Source organism: Stenotrophomonas sp. PFBMAA-4 (assembly GCF_030053215.1).
Lineage (GTDB): Bacteria > Pseudomonadota > Gammaproteobacteria > Xanthomonadales > Xanthomonadaceae > Stenotrophomonas.
The window spans coordinates 30,975-48,859 of the sequence record NZ_JASGBW010000013.1 but is presented as its reverse complement, the minus strand read 5'-3'; the positions used below and the strand labels follow the sequence as shown (position 1 = coordinate 48,859).

The 17,885-nt window shown below is 68.6% G+C and carries 19 protein-coding genes and 1 riboswitch; of the genes, 9 read left to right on the top strand and 10 right to left on the bottom strand.

Translation table 11 applies throughout. The annotated features are described in order from the left end of the window. Positions 1-92 precede the first annotated feature (92 nt). Entirely contained in the window at positions 93-1,535 is a 1,443-nt protein-coding gene (locus QMZ26_RS10225) for a PLP-dependent aminotransferase family protein (protein ID WP_283221384.1), read from the top strand. Positions 1,536-1,657: 122 nt separating this feature from the next. Here the strand turns inward: QMZ26_RS10225 and bioD are convergent, their stop codons facing one another. Then, complete coding sequence (gene bioD, locus QMZ26_RS10220; protein ID WP_283221412.1) at positions 1,658-2,335, bottom strand: dethiobiotin synthase; 678 nt, start codon at positions 2,333-2,335, stop codon at positions 1,658-1,660. 82 nt (positions 2,336-2,417) lie between these two features. Here bioD and QMZ26_RS10215 point away from each other — a divergent pair, with 82 nt between their 5' ends. Further along, positions 2,418-2,900 (top strand): GAF domain-containing protein, encoded by a 483-nt coding sequence (locus QMZ26_RS10215; protein ID WP_283221383.1) that lies wholly within the window; start codon positions 2,418-2,420, stop codon positions 2,898-2,900. Next, on the top strand, positions 2,897-3,259 hold the full coding sequence (locus tag QMZ26_RS10210; protein WP_283221382.1) for a TfoX/Sxy family protein: 363 nt from the start codon (positions 2,897-2,899) through the stop codon (positions 3,257-3,259). The genes QMZ26_RS10215 and QMZ26_RS10210 overlap by 4 nt, the downstream gene beginning before the upstream one ends. Before the next feature lie 57 nt (positions 3,260-3,316). On the opposite strand, the gene QMZ26_RS10205 is transcribed toward QMZ26_RS10210, so the two are convergent. Next, positions 3,317-3,895, bottom strand: a complete 579-nt coding sequence (locus QMZ26_RS10205; RefSeq protein ID WP_283221381.1) for a histidine phosphatase family protein — start codon at positions 3,893-3,895, stop codon at positions 3,317-3,319. 166 nt (positions 3,896-4,061) lie between these two features. Further along, positions 4,062-4,285: riboswitch (cobalamin riboswitch) on the top strand. Between the two features lie 116 nt (positions 4,286-4,401). On the opposite strand from QMZ26_RS10205, the gene btuB reads away from it, so the two are divergent. Further along, on the top strand, positions 4,402-6,249 hold the full coding sequence (btuB, locus tag QMZ26_RS10200; RefSeq protein ID WP_283221380.1) for a TonB-dependent vitamin B12 receptor: 1,848 nt from the start codon (positions 4,402-4,404) through the stop codon (positions 6,247-6,249). Between the two features lie 478 nt (positions 6,250-6,727). Here btuB and gph read toward each other — a convergent pair whose 3' ends face one another. Genes gph through QMZ26_RS10185 form a run of 3 tightly spaced genes read right to left on the bottom strand, consistent with a single transcriptional unit; the run spans position 6,728 to position 9,177 of the window. After that, complete coding sequence (gph, locus tag QMZ26_RS10195) at positions 6,728-7,399, bottom strand: phosphoglycolate phosphatase (protein ID WP_283221379.1); 672 nt, start codon at positions 7,397-7,399, stop codon at positions 6,728-6,730. A gap of 60 nt (positions 7,400-7,459) precedes the next feature. Beyond that, positions 7,460-8,251 carry a class I SAM-dependent methyltransferase gene (locus QMZ26_RS10190; RefSeq protein ID WP_283221378.1) on the bottom strand — a complete coding sequence of 264 codons (792 nt, stop codon included), beginning with the start codon at positions 8,249-8,251 and terminating at the stop codon, positions 7,460-7,462. Continuing rightward, a complete protein-coding gene (locus QMZ26_RS10185; protein WP_283221377.1) occupies positions 8,248-9,177 on the bottom strand; it encodes a LysR family transcriptional regulator in 930 nt (309 codons plus the stop codon). The genes QMZ26_RS10190 and QMZ26_RS10185 overlap by 4 nt, the downstream gene beginning before the upstream one ends. Positions 9,178-9,285: 108 nt before the next feature. Between QMZ26_RS10185 and QMZ26_RS10180 the strand changes: the two genes are divergently transcribed. Then, complete coding sequence (locus QMZ26_RS10180) at positions 9,286-9,924, top strand: NAD(P)H-binding protein (RefSeq protein WP_283221376.1); 639 nt, start codon at positions 9,286-9,288, stop codon at positions 9,922-9,924. Positions 9,925-10,015: 91 nt separating this feature from the next. Further along, positions 10,016-10,930 (top strand): MBL fold metallo-hydrolase, encoded by a 915-nt coding sequence (locus tag QMZ26_RS10175; protein WP_283221375.1) that lies wholly within the window; start codon positions 10,016-10,018, stop codon positions 10,928-10,930. 270 nt (positions 10,931-11,200) lie between these two features. On the opposite strand, the gene dinB is transcribed toward QMZ26_RS10175, so the two are convergent. Next, entirely contained in the window at positions 11,201-12,271 is a 1,071-nt protein-coding gene (dinB, locus tag QMZ26_RS10170) for a DNA polymerase IV (RefSeq protein WP_079220499.1), read from the bottom strand. 191 nt (positions 12,272-12,462) lie between these two features. Between dinB and fabA the strand changes: the two genes are divergently transcribed. Next, the gene (fabA, locus tag QMZ26_RS10165) at positions 12,463-12,978 is read left to right on the top strand and encodes a 3-hydroxyacyl-[acyl-carrier-protein] dehydratase FabA (RefSeq protein ID WP_079220498.1); all 516 of its coding nucleotides are present in this window, start codon (positions 12,463-12,465) and stop codon (positions 12,976-12,978) included. Beyond that, positions 12,978-14,186 (top strand): beta-ketoacyl-ACP synthase I, encoded by a 1,209-nt coding sequence (gene fabB / locus QMZ26_RS10160; RefSeq protein ID WP_200733442.1) that lies wholly within the window; start codon positions 12,978-12,980, stop codon positions 14,184-14,186. Before fabA ends, fabB begins: the two co-directional genes overlap by 1 nt. Before the next feature lie 438 nt (positions 14,187-14,624). On the opposite strand, the gene QMZ26_RS10155 is transcribed toward fabB, so the two are convergent. Genes QMZ26_RS10155 through QMZ26_RS10145 form a run of 3 tightly spaced genes read right to left on the bottom strand, consistent with a single transcriptional unit; the run spans position 14,625 to position 17,067 of the window. Beyond that, positions 14,625-15,308: an HAD family phosphatase gene (locus tag QMZ26_RS10155; protein WP_283221374.1), complete on the bottom strand. Its 684-nt coding sequence runs from the start codon at positions 15,306-15,308 to the stop codon at positions 14,625-14,627. Continuing rightward, positions 15,305-16,006 carry a pseudouridine synthase gene (locus tag QMZ26_RS10150; RefSeq protein ID WP_116863745.1) on the bottom strand — a complete coding sequence of 234 codons (702 nt, stop codon included), beginning with the start codon at positions 16,004-16,006 and terminating at the stop codon, positions 15,305-15,307. The genes QMZ26_RS10155 and QMZ26_RS10150 overlap by 4 nt, the downstream gene beginning before the upstream one ends. Next, a complete protein-coding gene (locus QMZ26_RS10145; RefSeq protein WP_283221373.1) occupies positions 16,003-17,067 on the bottom strand; it encodes a class I SAM-dependent methyltransferase in 1,065 nt (354 codons plus the stop codon). The genes QMZ26_RS10150 and QMZ26_RS10145 overlap by 4 nt, the downstream gene beginning before the upstream one ends. A 159-nt stretch (positions 17,068-17,226) precedes the next feature. Here QMZ26_RS10145 and QMZ26_RS10140 point away from each other — a divergent pair, with 159 nt between their 5' ends. Then, positions 17,227-17,490, top strand: a complete 264-nt coding sequence (locus tag QMZ26_RS10140) for a hypothetical protein (RefSeq protein ID WP_283221372.1) — start codon at positions 17,227-17,229, stop codon at positions 17,488-17,490. A gap of 91 nt (positions 17,491-17,581) precedes the next feature. Here the strand turns inward: QMZ26_RS10140 and QMZ26_RS10135 are convergent, their stop codons facing one another. Next, positions 17,582-17,875 (bottom strand): DUF3247 family protein, encoded by a 294-nt coding sequence (locus tag QMZ26_RS10135; protein ID WP_283221371.1) that lies wholly within the window; start codon positions 17,873-17,875, stop codon positions 17,582-17,584. Between the last annotated feature and the right edge of the window lie 10 nt (positions 17,876-17,885).

Here is a 17,885-nt window from a genome sequence, read left to right as displayed (position 1 = left end):
ATGGATCGGCCAGGCCCCGATCAGGCCCCACCGACAGCACCATGCTAGGCTCGGCGGCATCATGGGTACAGCTCCAGATGCAGGCCAGTCCAATGGATACAGATCCACGCACCACCCCGGCCCCACCCCGCTACCAGCGCCTGTCCGATGAACTGGCCGAAGCGATCCACGGCGGCCGCCTGCCGGTGGGCAGCCGCCTGCCCTCGCTGCGGCAGATGGCGGCGCAGCGCCAGCTGAGCCTGAACACCGTCATCGCCGCCTATCGGCAGCTGGAAGATGCTGGACTGGTGGTGCCACGGCCGAAGGCCGGCTTCGAGGTGGCGCCACGCCTGTCGGTGCCGCAGCGATCACTGCGCGATGCCCCCTCGGCGCCCACCGCGCCGCTGCAGCAGGCGCTGATGGCGCGCGTGCTCGAGGCGCAGCGCCGCCCGGGCGTCATCGACCTGGCATTCGCCGGGCCGCGCGGGCGGCAGTTCTACCCTGGCGCGCAGCTGGCCCGGCACACCGCGCAGGTGCTGCGCCACGGCCAGCAGACGGTGGAAACCTATGCGCGCCCGAACGGCTCGCCGCGCCTGCTGGCGCAGATCGCGCGGCGTGGCCCGCGGCTGGGCCTGCACACCCACGCCGACCGCCTGCTGCTGACCCACGGCGCGATGGAAGCGCTGCAGCTGGCCCTGCGTGCCGTGACCGAGCCGGGTGCGGCGGTGGGTATCGAAGCCCCCTCCTACTTCAACCTGTACCCGTTGCTGGCCAACCTCGGCCTGCAGGCCATCGAGCTGCCCACCCACCCGCAGCACGGGTTGGATGTGGATGCGCTGGAAGCGCTGCTGGAGCACACGCCGCTGGCTGCGCTGGTGGTGATGCCCACGGTGCACAACCCGCTGGGCTGCACCATGCCGACGGCGGCCAAGCAGCGCCTGGCCGAACTGGTCAACGCGCACCAGCTGCCGCTGATCGAGGATGCGGTGTATGCCGAACTGCAGTTCTGCGAACCGCCGGCACCGCTGCTGAAGGCCTTCGATCGCGATGGCTGGGTGATGGTGGTGGGGGGCTTCTCCAAGACGCTGGCACCGGATTACCGCATCGGCTGGCTCGATGGTGGTCGCTTCGCCGAGCGCATCGCCCTGCTGAAGTTCCAGTCCACCGGCGGTGAACCGCAGCTGCTGGGGGATGCAGTGGCCGCCTATCTGGAAGCGGGCAGCTACGAGCACCACCTGCACCGCATACGCCGGCTGTACCGCGAACAGGTGGGTCGCCTGCGGCAGCTGGTGGCCGAGCACTTCCCCGCTGGCACCCGCGCCACCGAACCGCAGGGGGGCTTCCTGCTGTGGCTGGAGCTGCCTGGCGTGGACACGCGTGAACTGTTCGAGCGTGCGCTGGCCGAGGACATCGTGTTCATGCCTGGCCAGGTGTATTCGCGTGGCGCGCGCTACCGGCATTGCCTGCGGCTGTCATGCTGCCAGGCGCTGGATGCACGCTTCATCAGCGCGGTGGAACGGCTGGGCGCGATCGCGCGGGAGTTGGCAGCGCGGTAGTGCCGGCCTCTGGCCGGCAATCGCGGTGCCGTTCGTATCGGGTTGCAGGGTAGAGTCGACCGTTGGTCGACTGCTCCTGATCAGACCCCGCGCTGCGCGCGATAGTCGACTGACAGTCGACTCTACCGCTGCTCCGCTCCCAGGTGTGCGCCCAGGGTTTCGCCATCCGCGCCCGGCAGGTACGGCAGGCGGCCCCAGCACGGCATCGGCAGGCGCTGCTGGAGGGTGGCGATGTTTTCATCCTGGCGCTGCATGGTGGGATCAATGTGGTTGCCGATCCAGCCCAGGCACTCCACGCCGCTGGCCTGCAGCGACTGCGCGGTCAGCCGTGCATGGTTCACGCAGCCCAGGCGCATGCCCACCACCAGCAGCACCGGCAGGCGCAGCGCGCGCACCAGGTCGAGCTGGTCCAGCGTGGCCGACACCGGCGCCAGCCAGCCGCCCACGCCTTCCACCACCACCACGTCGGCCTGCGCACGCAGGCGCTCGAAGGCGGCCACGATCGGCGCCAGCTGCACCTCCACGCCGTCCTCGGCCGCGGCCAGTTCAGGTGCCAGCGGCTGCCGCAGCGCATAGGGGTTCAGATCGGCGTAGTCCGGCACCGGCCAGCTGGCCGCCTGCAGCGCCAGCGCGTCCTCGTTGCGCAGGCCGTGGCCCAGGTCCTGGCTGCCGCTGGCGACCGGCTTCATGCCCACCGCGCGCAGTCCGCGCCGGCGCAGTGCATGCAGCAGCGCGGTGCTGCTGGCAGTCTTGCCGATCTCGGTATCGGTGCCGGTGACGAACACCGCCGGCGGCATCAGGGTGGGCAGCAGCATCGATGGCTCCAGGCATGCAACAGAGCGTGCATTATCGCTGGTCCCGTACGCTTGCTAGACTGCAGGCATGTTCGCCAACGCCTCGCTCACCGGCAGCAAGCCGGAACAATACGCCCAGCTGCTGGAACAGGCCCGAGGCCTGGTCTACGGCGAGTCCGACCGCATCGCCAACGCGGCCAACCTCTCCGCACTGGTCTACCACTCCCTTCCCGACCTGAACTGGGTGGGTTTCTACCTGTACGACGGCAAGGAGCTGGTGGTCGGCCCGTTCCAGGGCCTGCCGGCCTGCGTGCGCATCCCGCTGGACAAGGGCGTGTGCGGTGCCGCTGCCAGCCAACGCGCCACCCAGCGCGTGGAAGACGTCGATGCCTTCCCGGGCCACATCGCCTGTGATTCGGCCTCGCGCTCGGAACTGGTGGTGCCGCTGCTGCGCGGTGATGAGCTGATCGGCGTGTTCGACATCGACAGCCCGAAGGTGGGCCGCTTCGATGCCGAGGACCAGGCCGGGCTGGAAGCCATCGCCCGCGTGTTCGTCGAGGCCCTGGGATGAGCGCATCCAAGCTGCGCAACATCGGCCCGAAGAGTGCGGCGTGGCTGCGCCAGGTCGGCCTGCGCAGCCGCGAGGACCTGGCTGCGCTCGGCGCGGTCGGGGCCTTCGTCAAGGTCAAGCGCGCCGGCTTCAAGCCCAGCTTGAACCTGCTTTATTCGCTGGAAGGCGCGCTGCTGGACTGCCACTGGCAGGAACTGGGCGAAGCACAGCGCGAAGCGCTGGTGCAGGATTACGAGGCACGCATCGCCGCGCATCCGTTGAAGGCGGCCGGCCCGGCATCGGGCCCGGTGCATGAGCAGCGCTTCGACAACGAGGATGACGGCGAAGAGCGCTTTGCCGAGAGCGCGGACGAGGATTAGAGCGTCCGCATTGCTGGGAATGCCGGCCAGCGGCCGGCACTACCACGGTGGTGCGGCTTACGGCTGCTGCAGTTCCAGCAGCTCGCCCACCAGGCCCACTTCACCGCGTTCCAGCCACACCCGCAGGCGCGTGCCGTGGTCGATGCGCAGCGCCCAGCACAGTGACAGCGGCAACCCGCAGACCTGTGACAGCACCATGCGCAGCGGGCCGCCATGGCTGACCACCACGGTGGGCAGCGGATCCTCATCGTCCAGCAGGCGATCCAGCGCGCGCGCAATGCGCCGTTCGAAGTGGCCCCAGCTTTCGCCATTGGGCGGCGGGTAGGCATGCGGATCGGCGTGGAAGGCCGCCAGCGCGTCCTCCGGCAGGTCAAACAATGACTGCCCGTCCCAATCGCCGAAATCCAGTTCTTCCCATTCCTCGTCCGCGTCCACGTCCAGCCCGCGCGGGGTGGCCAGGGCCATCGCCGTATGCAGCGAGCGCAGGCGCGGCGAGCTGATCACCCGCTGCCAGTCGTGCCCGGCATAGGCGTCGACCAGTTCCTGCGGCAGGCGGGCCAGCTGCGGCGGATCGCTGCGGCCATCGAGGAACTCGCCGCGGCCGTTGCCGGCATGGCGGACCAGGTCGAGGATCATGCGTGCGTCCTGTGCAGGCAACGCGGGAACAGCGGAAAACAGCGGGACATCGGCAACGGCACCACGGGTATCGAAGGGACATTCTACGGGCACAGCCGAGGCAGTCGAGCGGGAGCTGCAAGGGCAGTCGAGCAAGCTCGACTCTACGGGGCCGCGGGGATGCCGTAGACTGCGCCCACTTCCAGGTGACCTGCGGCCGCGGCCGGCAGGTTGAAACGGGAAGCCGGTGACGCGTGGCAACACGCCAGGCCGGCGCTGCCCCCGCAACGGTAAGCACGTCTGTTCCAGGCAATACCGCCACTGTGCCACCGGCATGGGAAGGCGCCTGGACGGTGGCCTCGCGCCACCTGGCGGCAAGCCCGGAGACCGGCCCGGAAGCCTCAGGTCGCGATGCGGTGGGCATGGCGCTGGATGATCGCGGCCTCTGCCGCGGCTTCGGCGCGTGCCTGCCTTCGTGGCTCCTCCCCTTCGCCACGCGGGCGTGCGTGGCACCCGGAGTCCTCCCGATGAAGCTGCAGTTCCGAATGCTGTCCCTGGCCGTGCTGGCCGCCCTGCCCGCCCTGGCCCATGCCCAGGCGAGCGATGACACCGCTGCGCTGGATCAGGTGCTGGTGACCGCCACGCGCACCCCCATCGCCCTGCAGGACAGCATCGCACCGGCGCAGGTGATCGACCGTGCACAGATCGAATCCAGCCAGGCCACCTCGCTGCAGGAACTGCTGGCCGGCCGCGCCGGCATCAACCTGACCAACAGCGGTGGCCTCGGCAAGCAGAGCTCGCTGTTCCTGCGCGGCACCAATTCCTCGCACACCGTGGTACTGGTCGATGGCGTGCGCATCAACAGTGCCGACCTTGGCCTGGCGATGTACCAGGACCTGCCGCTGGCGCAGATCGAGCGCGTGGAAATCGTGCGCGGGCCGCAGTCCAGCCTGTACGGCGCCGATGCCATCGGCGGCGTCATCCAGATCTTCACCCGCCGCAACCAGGGCGGGTTTGCGCCGCACTTCCAGCTGGGCGGCGGCAGCAATGGCCTGCGCGAAGCCAGCGGTGGCATCGGTGGCAGCGGCGAGCGCGGCTGGTTCGGCGCCGATATTGCCTACCAGCACACCGACGGCATCAACGCCTGCCGCGGCTCGGCCACGCTGTTCACCGGCTGCTTCGACGATGAGCCCGACCGCGATGGCTACCGCAACCTGTCCAAGAGCCTGCGCGGTGGCTACACCTTCAACGAGCAGTGGAGCGTGGAAGGCAGCGCCCTGCGTGCCGAAGGTGAGAACCACTACGACGGCTACTACAACTACTCCGAAACGCTGCAGCAGGTGATGTCCGGCAAGGTGCGCTACACCCCGTCCGAACGCCTGGCCTTCACCGCCAGCGTCGGCCGCAGCGACAACGAGTCGGACAACGTCGGCGACTCCGGTGTGTCCGGCAGCGCGCAGACGCACCGCGACAACGCCTCGCTGCAGGCCGATATCGGCCTGGCCGAGGGCCAGCTGCTGAGTACCGGCGTGGACTGGAGCGAGGACAACCTGGATGGCAGCAGCGCGGGCTATCTCGTGGACAGCCGCCGCAACACCGGCGTGTTCGTGCAGTACCAGGGCCGTTTCGGCCGCCACCAGCTGCAGGTGAGCGCGCGCAACGACGACAACGCGCAGTTCGGCAACCACGCCACCGGCAGCCTCGGCTGGGCGATGGACCTGGGCCACGGCCTGCGCGTGAACGCCAGTTATGGCACGGCGTTCAAGGCACCGACCTTCAGCGACCTGTACGACCCGTGGAGCGGCGTACCGACGCTGGACCCGGAGACGTCGAAGAGCGCCAACATCGGCCTGTCGCAGCACGGCCAGGGCTGGCACTGGGGCGTGGACGTGTACGAGACCCGCATCGATGACCTGATCACCTACGACGCGGCGACCTTCATGATGCAGCAGATCGAGAAGGCGCGTATCCGCGGTGCCGAACTGACCGCAGGCGTGGTGCTGGCCGGTTTCGACATCAACGGCCAGCTGAGCTTCACCGACCCGCGCAACCGCACCGCTGGCAGCGCGCAGTTCGACAACTGGCTGCCGCGTCGCGCGCAGCAGACCGCGCGCCTGGACGTGGACCGCCGCTTTGGCGATTTCCGCGCCGGACTGACCGTGCAGGGCGCGGGCAAGCGCTTCGACGACGCCAGCAACGCGGTGAAGGTGGGTGGTTACGGCACGCTGGACCTGCGCGCAGAGTACGCGCTGACGCCGTCGTGGTCGCTGCTGGCCCGCGCAGCCAATGTGTTCGACCGCCGCTACGAGACCGTGGCGTGGTTCAACCAGCCGGGCCGCGAGTACCAGCTGAGCGTGCGGTACCAGCCGAAATAACGGGCCTCGGCATCGACGCATGGCGTCGATCTACTGTAGAGCCGAGCAGCCGAGCGTAGGCTCGGCTCTACATGGGCGCGTCGGTAGCGCCGGGCCATGCCCGGCGAGCGGATCACGGCGTCGGCACGCCGCCATCGACGCATGGCGTCGATCTACTGTAGAGCCGAGCAGCCGAGCATGGGCTCGGCTCTACATGGCCGCGTCGGTAGCGCCGGGCCATGCCCGGCGAACGGATCACGGCGTCGGCACGCCGCCATCGACGCATGGCGTCGATCTACTGTAGAGCCGAGCAGCCGAGCATGGGCTCGGCTCTACATGGCCGCGTCGGTAGCGCCGGGCCATGCCCGGCGAACGGATCACGGCGTCGGCACGCCGCCATCGACGCATGGCGTCGATCTACTGTAGAGCCGAGCAGCCGAGCATGGGCTCGGCTCTACATGGGCGCGTCGGTAGCGCCGGGCCATGCCCGGCGAACGGATCACGGCGTCGGAATGCCGGCGGCCAGCCCCGGCAGTTCACGCAGGTCGTCGATGACCGCCACGGCGTGCGCGTTGTCCAGGTCCAGGCCACGCGGATAGCCGTAGCGCACCAGTGCGATCGGCATGCCGGCGTCTTCGGCGGCACGGTAATCGGTGAGCGAATCACCCACCATCAGGCAGGCGTCCACCGCCTGGCCGAAGTGCGCGGCGATGTGCCGCAGCGGCTCGCCACTGGGCTTGCGCTGCGGCAGCGAATCACCGCCCAGCACCAGCGAAAACGCATCCGCAATGCCCAGGTGCTGCAGCAACGGCGGCACCAGCGCGGCCGGCTTGTTGGTGCAGATGGCCAGCGGCACGCCGCGTGCGCGCAGCAGCGCCAGGGCTTCCGGCACGCCATCGAACAGGCGCGGGCTGCGCAGCAGGCATTCGCGGTAATGCACCATGAAGGTCGGCATCACCTCGGCCAGGTCCACGTCGCGACCGGCGGCATGCACGGCCTGCTCGACCAGCCGCCGCACGCCATCACCGATCCAGCCCAGCACGGTGGTTTCGGGCACGCGTGCCACGCCGATGTCTTCCAGCGTGCGGTTCAGCGCTTCGGCAATGTCAGCCGCGCTGTCCACCAGCGTGCCGTCCAGATCAAACACAACCAACGGATAGGGATACGACAAGGGACGGTACCTGTACGACGTGGGCCGTCCATTGTACGCCCCGGCATTTCCGCGCCCGCCTCAGCCGATCCGGCGGGCACGGGTGGCCAGGAAGGTGGGCAGGTAGCGGTCGATCAGGAAACGCGGGCGCGGCTGCCAGTCTTCCATGAAGCGCTCGACCACGAAGCCGGCATCGAGCTGGCCACCGATCAGGTCGCCCAGGCTGTGGCCGAAGGTCAGTGCTTCACCACGGGCCAGCTTGGCCTCGCGCTCTTCGGCCGGCAGGTCTTCCAGGTCCGAATACGGAATGGCGTACCGCGGGCGGATCACGCCCTTTTCCTGCAGCTGCGGATCGCGCTCGCCCACGAACACCACCGGGTTGTAGAAGCTGGCCAGCAGCAGGCCATCCTGGGCCAGCACGCGCTGGCACTCGGCCCAGACCGGGCGCACGTCGGGCACGTACAGGTTCGAAATGGGGTGGAACACCACATCGAAGCTGCCATCGGCGAAGGCATGCAGGTCACGCATGTCGCCCTGCACGGTGCGCAATGACAGCCCATCGCGCTCGGCCACGCGGCGGTCCTGCGCCAGCTGCCCGTCGGACAGATCGAACACGGTGACCACCGCGCCAGCGGCGGCCAGCACCGGCGCCTGCTGGCCACCGGCCGATGCCAGGCAGAGAATGCGGCGGCCGCGTACATCGCCCAGCCAGTCCAGCGGCAGCGGACGGGGCGTCAGGTGGACCTGCCAGCGTCCCTGGCGTGCGGCAGCGATGGTTTCGGCATCGACCGGGCGCGACCAGTCGCTGGCCTCGCGTGCCTGGCGGTCCCACGCCGCGCGGTTGTGCTCAAGCAATCCCTGTCCATGGTTCATGTGTCCTCCTTGATCGGTGGGCGCCAATCCAGATCCTGGAATGCCGGGCTGGTGAAACACTCGGCCAGGAAATCCAGGAACCGCCGCATGATAGCGGGCTGCTGTCGACGCGATGCGTACACGGCATGAATGGCCAGCTCGTCCAGCGCATAGGCCGGCAGCAGCTGCACCAGTTCCCCCGAACGCAGCAGCGGTGCCACCTGGTAGGTCGGCAGCATGGCGATGCCGGCACCGGCGCGCACCGCTTCCAGCAGCAGGGAGGCTTCGTTGGCGCTGATGTTGCCGCCCACCGCCACCGACAGCGAGCGACCGTCGCGATGCAGCTGCCACAGGCTCTTGCCGACGTAGTGATGGGTGAGGCAGTTGTGCGCGGGCAGCTGCTCCGGCGCGCTGGGCGTGCCGTGTGCCTGCAGGTAGGCAGGCGTGGCGCACAGCACCGAACGGCAGGTGGCCAGCCGTCGCGCGATCAGGCTGGGATCGATCTGGCGGGCGATGCGCACGGCCAGGTCCACGCGCTCCTCCACGAGGTTGACCATGCGGTCGACCAGCAGCAGTTCGATGCGCGCGGCCGGGTGGCGCTGCACGAAGGCCGCCACGGCGCGCGCCAGGTGGCTCTGCCCGAACGATACGCTGGCGGTGATGCGCAGGGTGCCGTGCGGCTCAGGATCGTCGCTGGCCAGTTCGCCCTGCAGTTCCTCGCCGATGGCCAGCATCTGCCGGAAGCGCGCCAGCGCGGCTTCACCGGCGCCGGTCAGGCTGATCCGCCGCGTGGTCCGGTGCAGCAGGCGTGCGCCCAGCCAGCCCTCCACCTCGGCCAGGTAGCGGCTGACCATCGCGCGGGACATGTCCAGCACCTCGGCGGCGGCGGTCAGGCTGCCACGCTCGGCCACTTCGACGAACACGGTCATGGCGGTCAATCGGTCCATCTGCTCGATCCATGCAACAAACAAGCGCGTTATACGCTGTTTTTCGAGCAACTTCAGCGGCCTACAGTGGCCTCGTTCCCACCCCATTCCGCCCCAAGGAGCCCTGACATGAAGATCGCCCTCGTCGGTGCCACCGGCAACATCGGCCGCCAGATCGCCCGCCACGCCCTCGCCCACGGCCACCAGGTCACGGCCGTGGTCCGCAGTGAAAAAGACCTGCCGGCCGAGCTGGCCGGTGCCCAGCTGGCCATCGCCGCGCTGGACGACACCGCCGCCCTGGCCGCCGTGATCGCCGGCCACGACGTGCTGGCCAGCGCCTACGGCCCGCGCCCGGGTGATGACATCGGCCAGATCGCCAACGTGGCCGACCAGCTGGTCGCCGCCGCACGCCAGGCCAAGGTGCCGCGCGTGGTGGTCGTCGGTGGCGCCGGCAGCCTGGAGATCGCGCCGGGCGTGCAGCTGGTCGACACCCCGGATTTCCCCGCCGCCTACAAGCCGTACGCACTTGCCGCGCGCGAAGCGCTGACGCGCCTGCAGGCGGTGGATGACCTGGACTGGACCTTTTTCTCGCCGGCCGCGGAAATCGGCCCGGGCGAAGAGCGCGGCCAGTACCGCGTGCAGGCCAAGACCTTCCTGGCCGATGCCAGCGGCCACAGCCGCATCAGCTACGCCGATTACGGTGCGGCGTTCGTGGCCGAGCTGGAAGCGGGCAAGTACCCGAAGCAGATCATCACTGCGGCGTATTGATCGATACGTTTCCCCTGTAGCCGAGCCTGCGCTCGGCTCGAGGCAACCACGGCAGCCGAGCATGGGCTCGGCTCTACACGAGGAATCGTTGATGCGTACTGCTACCCTGCTGCTTCCCCTCGCGCTGGCCGCGGGTTTCGCCGGTGCACCGCTGCCGGCCGCCGCGGCCGCGCCTGCGGCCGCCACTGCGGCGAAACACTCACAATTGCACCTGCAGACTTTCCATCCCGGGCCGCAGGCGATGTTCTCCGTGTCCTCGGTGCTGATCGAAGGCCGCAATGACGCGATCCTCGTCGATGCGCAGTTTGCCGCCCGCGATGCGCGTGCACTGGTCGAAAAGATTCGCGCCAGCGGCAAGCGGCTGACCACGATCTACATCAGCCATGGCGATCCGGACTACTACTTCGGCCTGGCCACGCTGCAGGATGCGTTCCCGCAGGCACGCATCGTCGCCACGGCGCAGACCGTCGCCCACATCGAACAGACCCAGGCCGGCAAGCTGGCCTACTGGGGCCCGAAGATGGGTGCCGATGTGCCCGCGCGCATCGTCGTGCCGCAGGTGCTGGAGGGCGATGCGCTGCAGCTGGAAGGCCAGCGCCTGCCGCTGATCGGGCTGGATGGGCCGACGCCGGACCGCACGGTGCTGTGGGTGCCGGCGTTGCGCGCGATCGTGGGCGGCATTCCGGTAGTGGCCGGCGAGCACGTGTGGATGGCCGATACGCAGACGCCGCAGTCGCATGCCGATTGGCTGCAGACGCTGCAGCAGCTGCAGGCGCTGAAGCCGAAGGTGGTGGTGCCGGGCCATTACGCGCCGGGTGCGGCGCTGGATGCGAGCGCGCTGCGTTTCACTGCCGATTACATCCGCGCGTTTGATGTGGAGGCGGGCAAGGCGAAGGACAGTGCGGCGCTGGTGAAGGCGATGCAGGCGCGTTATCCCAGGTTGGAGGGCGTGGCGTCGCTGGAGTTGAGTGCGAAGGTGGCCAAGGGCGAGATGCAGTGGCCTTGAGGTAGGTGGTTTCTTTTTTGCAGGGCTGCGCCCTGCACCTGCCGAAGCAAGGTCAAGATCAACAGCTGAGCATCTTTGGGTTGGCGGGGTGGGTCCGGTTGCGGGGGACGCTGCAAGTACGTTCCTGTAAGCTCGGTCGCCGCATCCATGCGGCTCACGCCCCCGCAACCGGACCCACCCCGCCTTCGACAGTTTCCCGCTGCTGATGGAACTTGCTGTTGGAACCTGCTGCTGTTGGTGGGTGCCGACCGTTGGTCGGCACAGCAATGATCAGTGCCCGAACAGTTCGCCCTGCACCACCGGTTCTTTATCGCGGAATCCACCCAGGCCGACGCCAACGAGGCGGTAGCGGGTGTCGGCAGGCAGGTCGACGCGGGCGCGCAGGGACAGGGCGATGTCGCGCAGTTCCTGCATCGATTCCGGTGGACGGTCCGGGGTGAAACTGCGGGTGAGGATGCGGAACTGGGCGGTCTTCAGTTTCAGCACGACGGTGTGGCCGATGCGTTCGGTCTTGCGCGTGGCATTCCAGGTCTTCTCGGCCAGCTGCACGATGGCCTCGCCCAGGTCTTCCAGCAGCAGGTCTTCGGCAAAGGTGTCCTCGGAGGAGATCGACTGCACCTGCTGGTCCGGCTCCACCGGCCGTTCGTCGATGCCGCGGGCGCGGTTGTACAGGCTGCGGCCGAAGCTGCCGAAATTCTCTTCCAGGTCCGGCAGCGTCCAGTTGCGCAGGTCACCGCAGGTGACGATGCCGCGCTCGGCCAGCTTGCCTTCCATCACCTTGCCCACGCCCGGCACGCTTTTCACCGGCAGCGTCAGCAGGAACGCGTCCACGCGCTGCGGCGGGATGACGAACTGGCCGTCAGGCTTGCGCCAGTCCGAGGCGATCTTGGCCAGGAACTTGTTCGGCGCGATGCCGGCTGAAGCAGTCAGGTTCGTCTCTTCACGGATCTGCGCGCGGATGGTGCGGGCGATCTCAGTGGCCAGTTCGATGCCGCTCTTCGGCGCGGTCACGTCCAGGTAGGCCTCGTCCAGCGACAGCGGCTCGACCAGGTCGGTATGGCGCAGGAAGATCTCGCGCACCTGGCGTGACACGGCTTTGTAACGCGCGAAATCCGGCGGCACGAAGATCGCATCCGGGCACAGGCGCTCGGCGCGCAGGGCGGGCATTGCCGAGCGCACGCCGAACACCCGGGCCTCGTAGGAGGCCGCGCACACCACCGAGCGTGCGCCGCGCCAGGCCACGACCACCGGCTTGCCGCGCAGTGACGGATCGTCGCGCTGCTCCACCGACGCGTAGAAGGCGTCCATGTCGACGTGGATGATCTTGCGCAGTGCGTTCATGGTTGGCGGACATCATACCCGCACCGTACCGCTCCAGACGGCCAAGTATGGTCGTTGTGCATCAACGGGATGCGTGATTCCCGGGGAAAACACTACGCACGCGTACGGTGCGGCGGTTTGATTCCCGTTGCAACCGTCGTGCATCCTCGGGGACTTGTTGCCTTGTTTTCGCTTCCAGGAATGCGCTTTCCATGACTCGTCTCCACGCGTTCAACCGTGACCAGCTGCTGGCCAGCGCCCGCGGTGAACTGTTCGGCGCCGCCGCCGGCCGTCTGCCCAACGACCCGATGCTGATGTTCGACCGCATCACCGAAATCCGCGAGGACGGCGGACCGCATGGCAAGGGCATGGTACGTGCCGAACTGGATATCCGCCCGGACCTGTGGTTCTTCGGCTGCCACTTCATCGGCGACCCGGTGATGCCTGGCTGCCTGGGCCTGGATGCCATGTGGCAGCTGACCGGTTTCTACCTGACCTGGCTGGGTGCGCCCGGCAAGGGCCGCGCCCTGGGCTGCGGCGAGGTGAAGTTCACCGGCCAGGTGCTGCCGGAAGCCAAGCTGGTGCGCTACGAGATCGACATCACCCGCGTCATCAACCGCAAGCTGGTGATGGCCCAGGCCGATGCCCGCATGTACGTGGACGACCGCGAGATCTACAACGCCCGCGACCTGCGCGTGGGCCTGTTCACTGAAACCGGGAGCTTCTGATGCGTCGCGTCGTCATCACCGGCATGGGCATCACCTCGTGCCTGGGCAATGATCTGGATACCGTTTCCTCGGCGCTGCGGGAAGGCCGCGCCGGCATCACCGCGTTGCCCGACCACGCCGAAGCCGGCCTGCGCAGCCAGATCGGTGGCCGCGTCGACCTGGACCTGGATGCGCAGATCGACCGCAAGCAGAAGCGCTTCATGAGCGATGCGGCGGCCTTCGCCTACATCGCCATGCGCGATGCCATCGCCGATGCCGGCCTGTCGCCGGAACAGGTAAGCGCGCTGCGTACCGGCCTGATCGCCGGTTCCGGCGGTGGTTCCAGCGAATGGCAGGTGGGTGCCGTGGACCTGCTGCGCGCCCGTGGCGTGCGCAAGGTCGGCCCGTACATGGTGCCGCGCACGATGTGCTCCACCGTGTCGGCCTGCCTGGCCACCGCCTTCCAGATCAAGGGCGTCAGCTACTCGCTGTCGGCTGCCTGCGCGACCTCGGCGCACTGCATCGGCGCGGCCGCGGACATGATCCGCCACGGCGCGCAGGACATCATGTTCGCCGGTGGTGGCGAAGACCTGCACTGGTCGATGAGCGTGATGTTCGATGCGATGGGCGCACTGTCGACCAGCTTCAACGACACCCCGTCCAGCGCATCGCGCCCGTATGACAAGGACCGCGACGGCTTCGTCATCGCCGGTGGCGGCGGCATGCTGGTGCTGGAAGACTACGACCACGCCGTTGCCCGCGGCGCGCGGATCCATGCCGAGCTGATCGGCTATGGCGTGACCTCCGACGGTGCCGACATGGTCGCCCCGTCCGGCGAGGGCGCGGTGCGCTGCATGAAGATGGCGCTGCAGAACGTCGACCGTCCGCTCGATTACCTCAACACCCACGGCACCTCGACGCCGCTGGGCGACGTGACCGAGCTGGGGGCGATCCGCGAAGTGTTCGGCGATGCGGTGCCGCCGCTGTCGTCGACCAAGGCGCTGTCGGGCCACTCGCTGGGCGCGGCCAGCGTGCACGAGGCGATCTACTGCCTGCTGATGATGCGCGATGGTTTCGTGGCCGGTTCGGCCAACATCACCGAGCTGGACCCGGCGGTGGAAGGTTTCCCGATCCTGCGCGAAAGCCGCGAGCAGAAGCTGGATACGGTGATGTCCAACAGCTTCGGCTTTGGTGGCACCAACGCAGCGCTGGTGTTCGGCCGGGTGTGATTGAAAGGCGTGCCGACCAACGGTCGGCACCCACCAGAGCGGCGGTGGTGGAGGTGTAGAGCCGAGCCCATGCTCGGCTCAGTGCCAACCAAGGTTGGCATCTACCAGAGCGGTGAAGCGTGCCGACCAACGGTCGGCATCCACCAGAGCGGTGGTGGTGGAATTGTAGAGCCGAGCCCATGCTCGGCTCAGTGCCAACCAAGGTTGGCATCTACCAGAGCGGTGAAGCGTGCCGACCAACGGTCGGCACCCACCAGAGCGGCGGTGGTGGAATTGTAGAGCCGAGCCCATGCTCGGCTCAGTGCCGACCAAGGTTGGCATCTACCAGAGCGGTGAAGCGTGCCGACCAACGGTCGGCACCCACCAGAGCGGTGGTGGTGGAATTGTAGAGCCGAGCCCATGCTCGGCTCAGTGCCGACCAACGGTCGGCACCCACCGTTACCTTGGCAGCAGCGGCACCAGCAGGGCGTGGGCATCCACCAGCGAGCCGACGATGCGGTGGCCCAGCGCGCGCAGTTCTTCATCCGGATGCACCAGGTCGGGCACCTGGATCACGGTCATGCCCGCCGCTACGGCGGCGCGCGTGCCGGCCGGTGAATCCTCCAGCGCCAGGCAGCGTTCCGGCGCCTTGCCCAGCCGCTGCGCGGCCAGCAGGTAGATGTCCGGCGCCGGCTTCGGGTGGGCGACGTCGCCACTGGTGATGACCGCATCGAAATACGGCAGCAGTCCGGCGGCGGCCAGCTTGCGGTTGGCACGCGGCTGCCGCGTGGTGGTCGCCACCGCGCGCGGAATGCCGTGCGTCTTCAGCAGATCCAGCAGTTCCACGATGCCCGGCCGCAGCGGCAGGCCGGTCTGCGTGCGCGCTTCGTACAGGTCGTGGCAGCGCGCGGCCATCGCCGCGATCACCGCGTCCGACACCCCCTGCCCGCGCAGCAGCGCCTGGCTGTCACGGTCACCCAGGCCAACCATGCGCACGAAGAACGTTTCATCCAGGGGCAGCCCGGATTCGGCGGCCGCCTGGCTCCAGCACGCGATCGACACCCGCTCGCTGTCGATCATCAGGCCGTCCATGTCGAAGATGACGGCATCCGGAAGGAACGGCAGCGCTGCGAGGGAAGTCATGGAGCGAACAGGGTGTCCAGGTCGGTGGGGGTCAACATGCGCCATTGGCCTTCGTCCAGCCCCTGCAGGTCCAGGCCGCCGACGCGGCTGCGGTGCAGGGCCTGCACGTGGTTGCCGACGGCGGCGAACATGCGGCGTACCTGATGGTAGCGGCCTTCGTGCAGCACCAGGCGCGCCTTGCGCGGGCCCAGCACCTCGAGTTCAGCCGGCAGCAGGGGCGTCTTCTCCGCTTCCAGCATCAGCGTACCGCTGGCGAACTGCGCCACTTCGTCGCCACGCAGGTCTTCGGCGAGTTCCACTTCGTAGACCTTGGGCAGCTTCGACTTCGGCGAGATGATCCGGTGCAGCAGGCCACCATCGTCGGTCAGCAGCAGCAGGCCGCTGGTCTCGCGGTCCAGGCGGCCGACGGTGGACAGCACCGGGTCGCGGTCGCGGAAGCGCGGCGGCAGCAGGTCGTAGATCAGGCGGCCGGTGTCCTTGGTCGAACAGGTGTAGCCGGCCGGCTTGTACAACGCCAGCGACAGGCCCACCGGTGGGTCCAGCGGCTCGCCATCGACGCGGATCGCCTCGTGCGGCACCTGGTCATCGGCGTACAGCACTTCGCCGTCGGCATCGGTGACGCGGCCCTCGCGGAACATCCACTGCACCTGCTTGCGGCTGCCGTAACCCAGGTTGGCGATCAGCTTGACCAGCTTCACTTGCCCTTCCCCTTCACCGCCTCGACCAGCTTGAAGCCATCGCGCTCGGCGATCACGCGCACGGCGCCGAAGCTCTCGTTGAGCGTGTACTCGTAGGGCAGATGGCGGTTGGCCACCACGTACAGGCGGCCACCCGGGCGCAGCGCCTGCGCGGCCACGGCGATGAAGCGCTGGCCGATGTCAGGGCGGTCGGCACGCGAGGGCGTGTGGAACGGCGGGTTGCTGATGATGACGTCGTAGCCCGGCTCGATGCCGGCGGTGACGTCGCGCCACAGGAAGCGCAGCGGCAGCGCGCGCGGCGGCGGTGCCAGGTTCAGTTCGGCCAGGGCCAGCGCACGCTGCTCGGCTTCATACAGGTCCAGCGCGGTGATCTTCGCGCAACGTTCCAGCAGCTCGCGCGACAGGTAGCCATAGCCCGCACCGAGATCGGCGGCGCGGCCGGCCAGATCCGCCGGCAGGTGTTCGGCCAGCAGTGCCGAGGCCGGGTCGATGCGGTCCCAGGCAAACACGCCCGGGCGGCTGAGGAAGCGACCGTCGACGATCGGACGCACCGCGTCCAGCGCGCTCCAGCGCTTGGCCAGGTCGGCATCGTGCTGGCCCTGCAGCGGGGCGGTCCAGTACACGCGGCAGTGGTTCTTGGTCAGGCAGCCACCCAGGCCGGTCAACTGCTTGAGGTCGCCTTCGCCGGAGCGGGCGCCCTCGTTGTTGGACTGGCAGGCGACGATGCGGCCGCCCTCGGCCACCAGGGCCAGGGCGCGGGCGAACAGCGCGCGGGCCTCTTCGCGCTGGCGCGGCGGCAGCACCAGCACCAGCGGGTAGCGGCCCTTGCCGGCGGCATCGTCGATCTGGCCGCTGACGGTCCAGCCGGCGGCCTGCTGCAGCGGCTCGGCAAACGGGGCGAAGCTCTGCTCGCAATGCACTTCGCGGTTGCCGGCGATCTCGCGCAGCGGCCAGCCATCACGGGCACGGAGGAAGGCCACCGGGCCCTCGGGCCAGTGCAGGGTGCCGTTGCTGAACGGCAGGAGCAGGGTCTGCAGGGGGGCGTCGTTGCTGGAGGCCATCGGCGCGGGTACTTCAAGCGTAGGGCCGTCCATTGTACCGGCTTGGCCGTGCCGGCCCCGGCGGGCCGCTTTGCGAAACTTCAACGTGCTGTTGATGTGCCGACAACATCGAAGCGTTCAGGGTAGGGGCTCACCCCCAGCAACCCCAGGAGAACCTGCATGCGCGCCTTGTTCGTCGGTGGAGTGGTCGACAACAGTGAAATGGACCTGGAAGGCAGCCATCCGCCCGTGCACTACCCCGAGGACACCGGCGGTGGGCATTCGCGCTACCGCCTGCACCAGGTCGGCCATGGCGCCGATGGCAGCGTGGCCTACGCGGTATACGGCGCACCGGCCCTGGCCGACGAGGAGGTGGCGCGGGTGGCCGACGAGCGTGCGTATGCGCGCCGGTTCGAAGCGACGCCGACCGTGTTCGAACATTGATCGCCCGGTGATCAACCGAGCATGGGCTCGGCTCTACGGTAGCGCCCGAGCCCATGCTCGGGCGGCGGCGTAGCCGCGGCGCCACATCGGATCAGGGCGCCTTGGGCGGCAGGCGGCTGACGCTGGCGATCTCGTCCAGCCAGAGGTGGTGCTGCTGCACCGGGTTGTCGTAGTCGTCCAGGCGCAGCTGGCCGTTGCTGCCTTCATCGCCCGCCTCGTTGCGGTACTGCTGCAGCGTCGGGCGCACGGCGACGGTGCCCAGCAGGCGGCGGCCATCGTGCAGGGTCACCTGCACCTGCCATTCGCCATCAAGCTGCGGCAACAGGGCTTCCAGGCGCGCGATCTGCGCCGGGTCGGTATGGATGCGGGGAGCAATACGGGACATCGGTGAACCT

Bases quoted from the DNA above. Each gene is read 5' to 3' on its own strand.
- QMZ26_RS10225 (WP_283221384.1), top strand. From the start codon at position 93: ATGGATACAGATCCACGCACCACCCCGGCCCCACCCCGCTACCAGCGC.
- QMZ26_RS10215 (WP_283221383.1), top strand. From the start codon at position 2,418: ATGTTCGCCAACGCCTCGCTCACCGGCAGCAAGCCGGAACAATACGCC.
- QMZ26_RS10210 (WP_283221382.1), top strand. From the start codon at position 2,897: ATGAGCGCATCCAAGCTGCGCAACATCGGCCCGAAGAGTGCGGCGTGG.
- QMZ26_RS10205 (WP_283221381.1), bottom strand. From the start codon at position 3,895: ATGATCCTCGACCTGGTCCGCCATGCCGGCAACGGCCGCGGCGAGTTC.
- btuB (WP_283221380.1), top strand. From the start codon at position 4,402: ATGAAGCTGCAGTTCCGAATGCTGTCCCTGGCCGTGCTGGCCGCCCTG.
- QMZ26_RS10190 (WP_283221378.1), bottom strand. From the start codon at position 8,251: ATGAACCATGGACAGGGATTGCTTGAGCACAACCGCGCGGCGTGGGAC.
- QMZ26_RS10185 (WP_283221377.1), bottom strand. From the start codon at position 9,177: ATGGACCGATTGACCGCCATGACCGTGTTCGTCGAAGTGGCCGAGCGT.
- QMZ26_RS10180 (WP_283221376.1), top strand. From the start codon at position 9,286: ATGAAGATCGCCCTCGTCGGTGCCACCGGCAACATCGGCCGCCAGATC.
- QMZ26_RS10175 (WP_283221375.1), top strand. From the start codon at position 10,016: ATGCGTACTGCTACCCTGCTGCTTCCCCTCGCGCTGGCCGCGGGTTTC.
- dinB (WP_079220499.1), bottom strand. From the start codon at position 12,271: ATGAACGCACTGCGCAAGATCATCCACGTCGACATGGACGCCTTCTAC.
- fabA (WP_079220498.1), top strand. From the start codon at position 12,463: ATGACTCGTCTCCACGCGTTCAACCGTGACCAGCTGCTGGCCAGCGCC.
- fabB (WP_200733442.1), top strand. From the start codon at position 12,978: ATGCGTCGCGTCGTCATCACCGGCATGGGCATCACCTCGTGCCTGGGC.
- QMZ26_RS10155 (WP_283221374.1), bottom strand. From the start codon at position 15,308: ATGACTTCCCTCGCAGCGCTGCCGTTCCTTCCGGATGCCGTCATCTTC.
- QMZ26_RS10145 (WP_283221373.1), bottom strand. From the start codon at position 17,067: ATGGCCTCCAGCAACGACGCCCCCCTGCAGACCCTGCTCCTGCCGTTC.
- QMZ26_RS10140 (WP_283221372.1), top strand. From the start codon at position 17,227: ATGCGCGCCTTGTTCGTCGGTGGAGTGGTCGACAACAGTGAAATGGAC.
- QMZ26_RS10135 (WP_283221371.1), bottom strand. From the start codon at position 17,875: ATGTCCCGTATTGCTCCCCGCATCCATACCGACCCGGCGCAGATCGCG.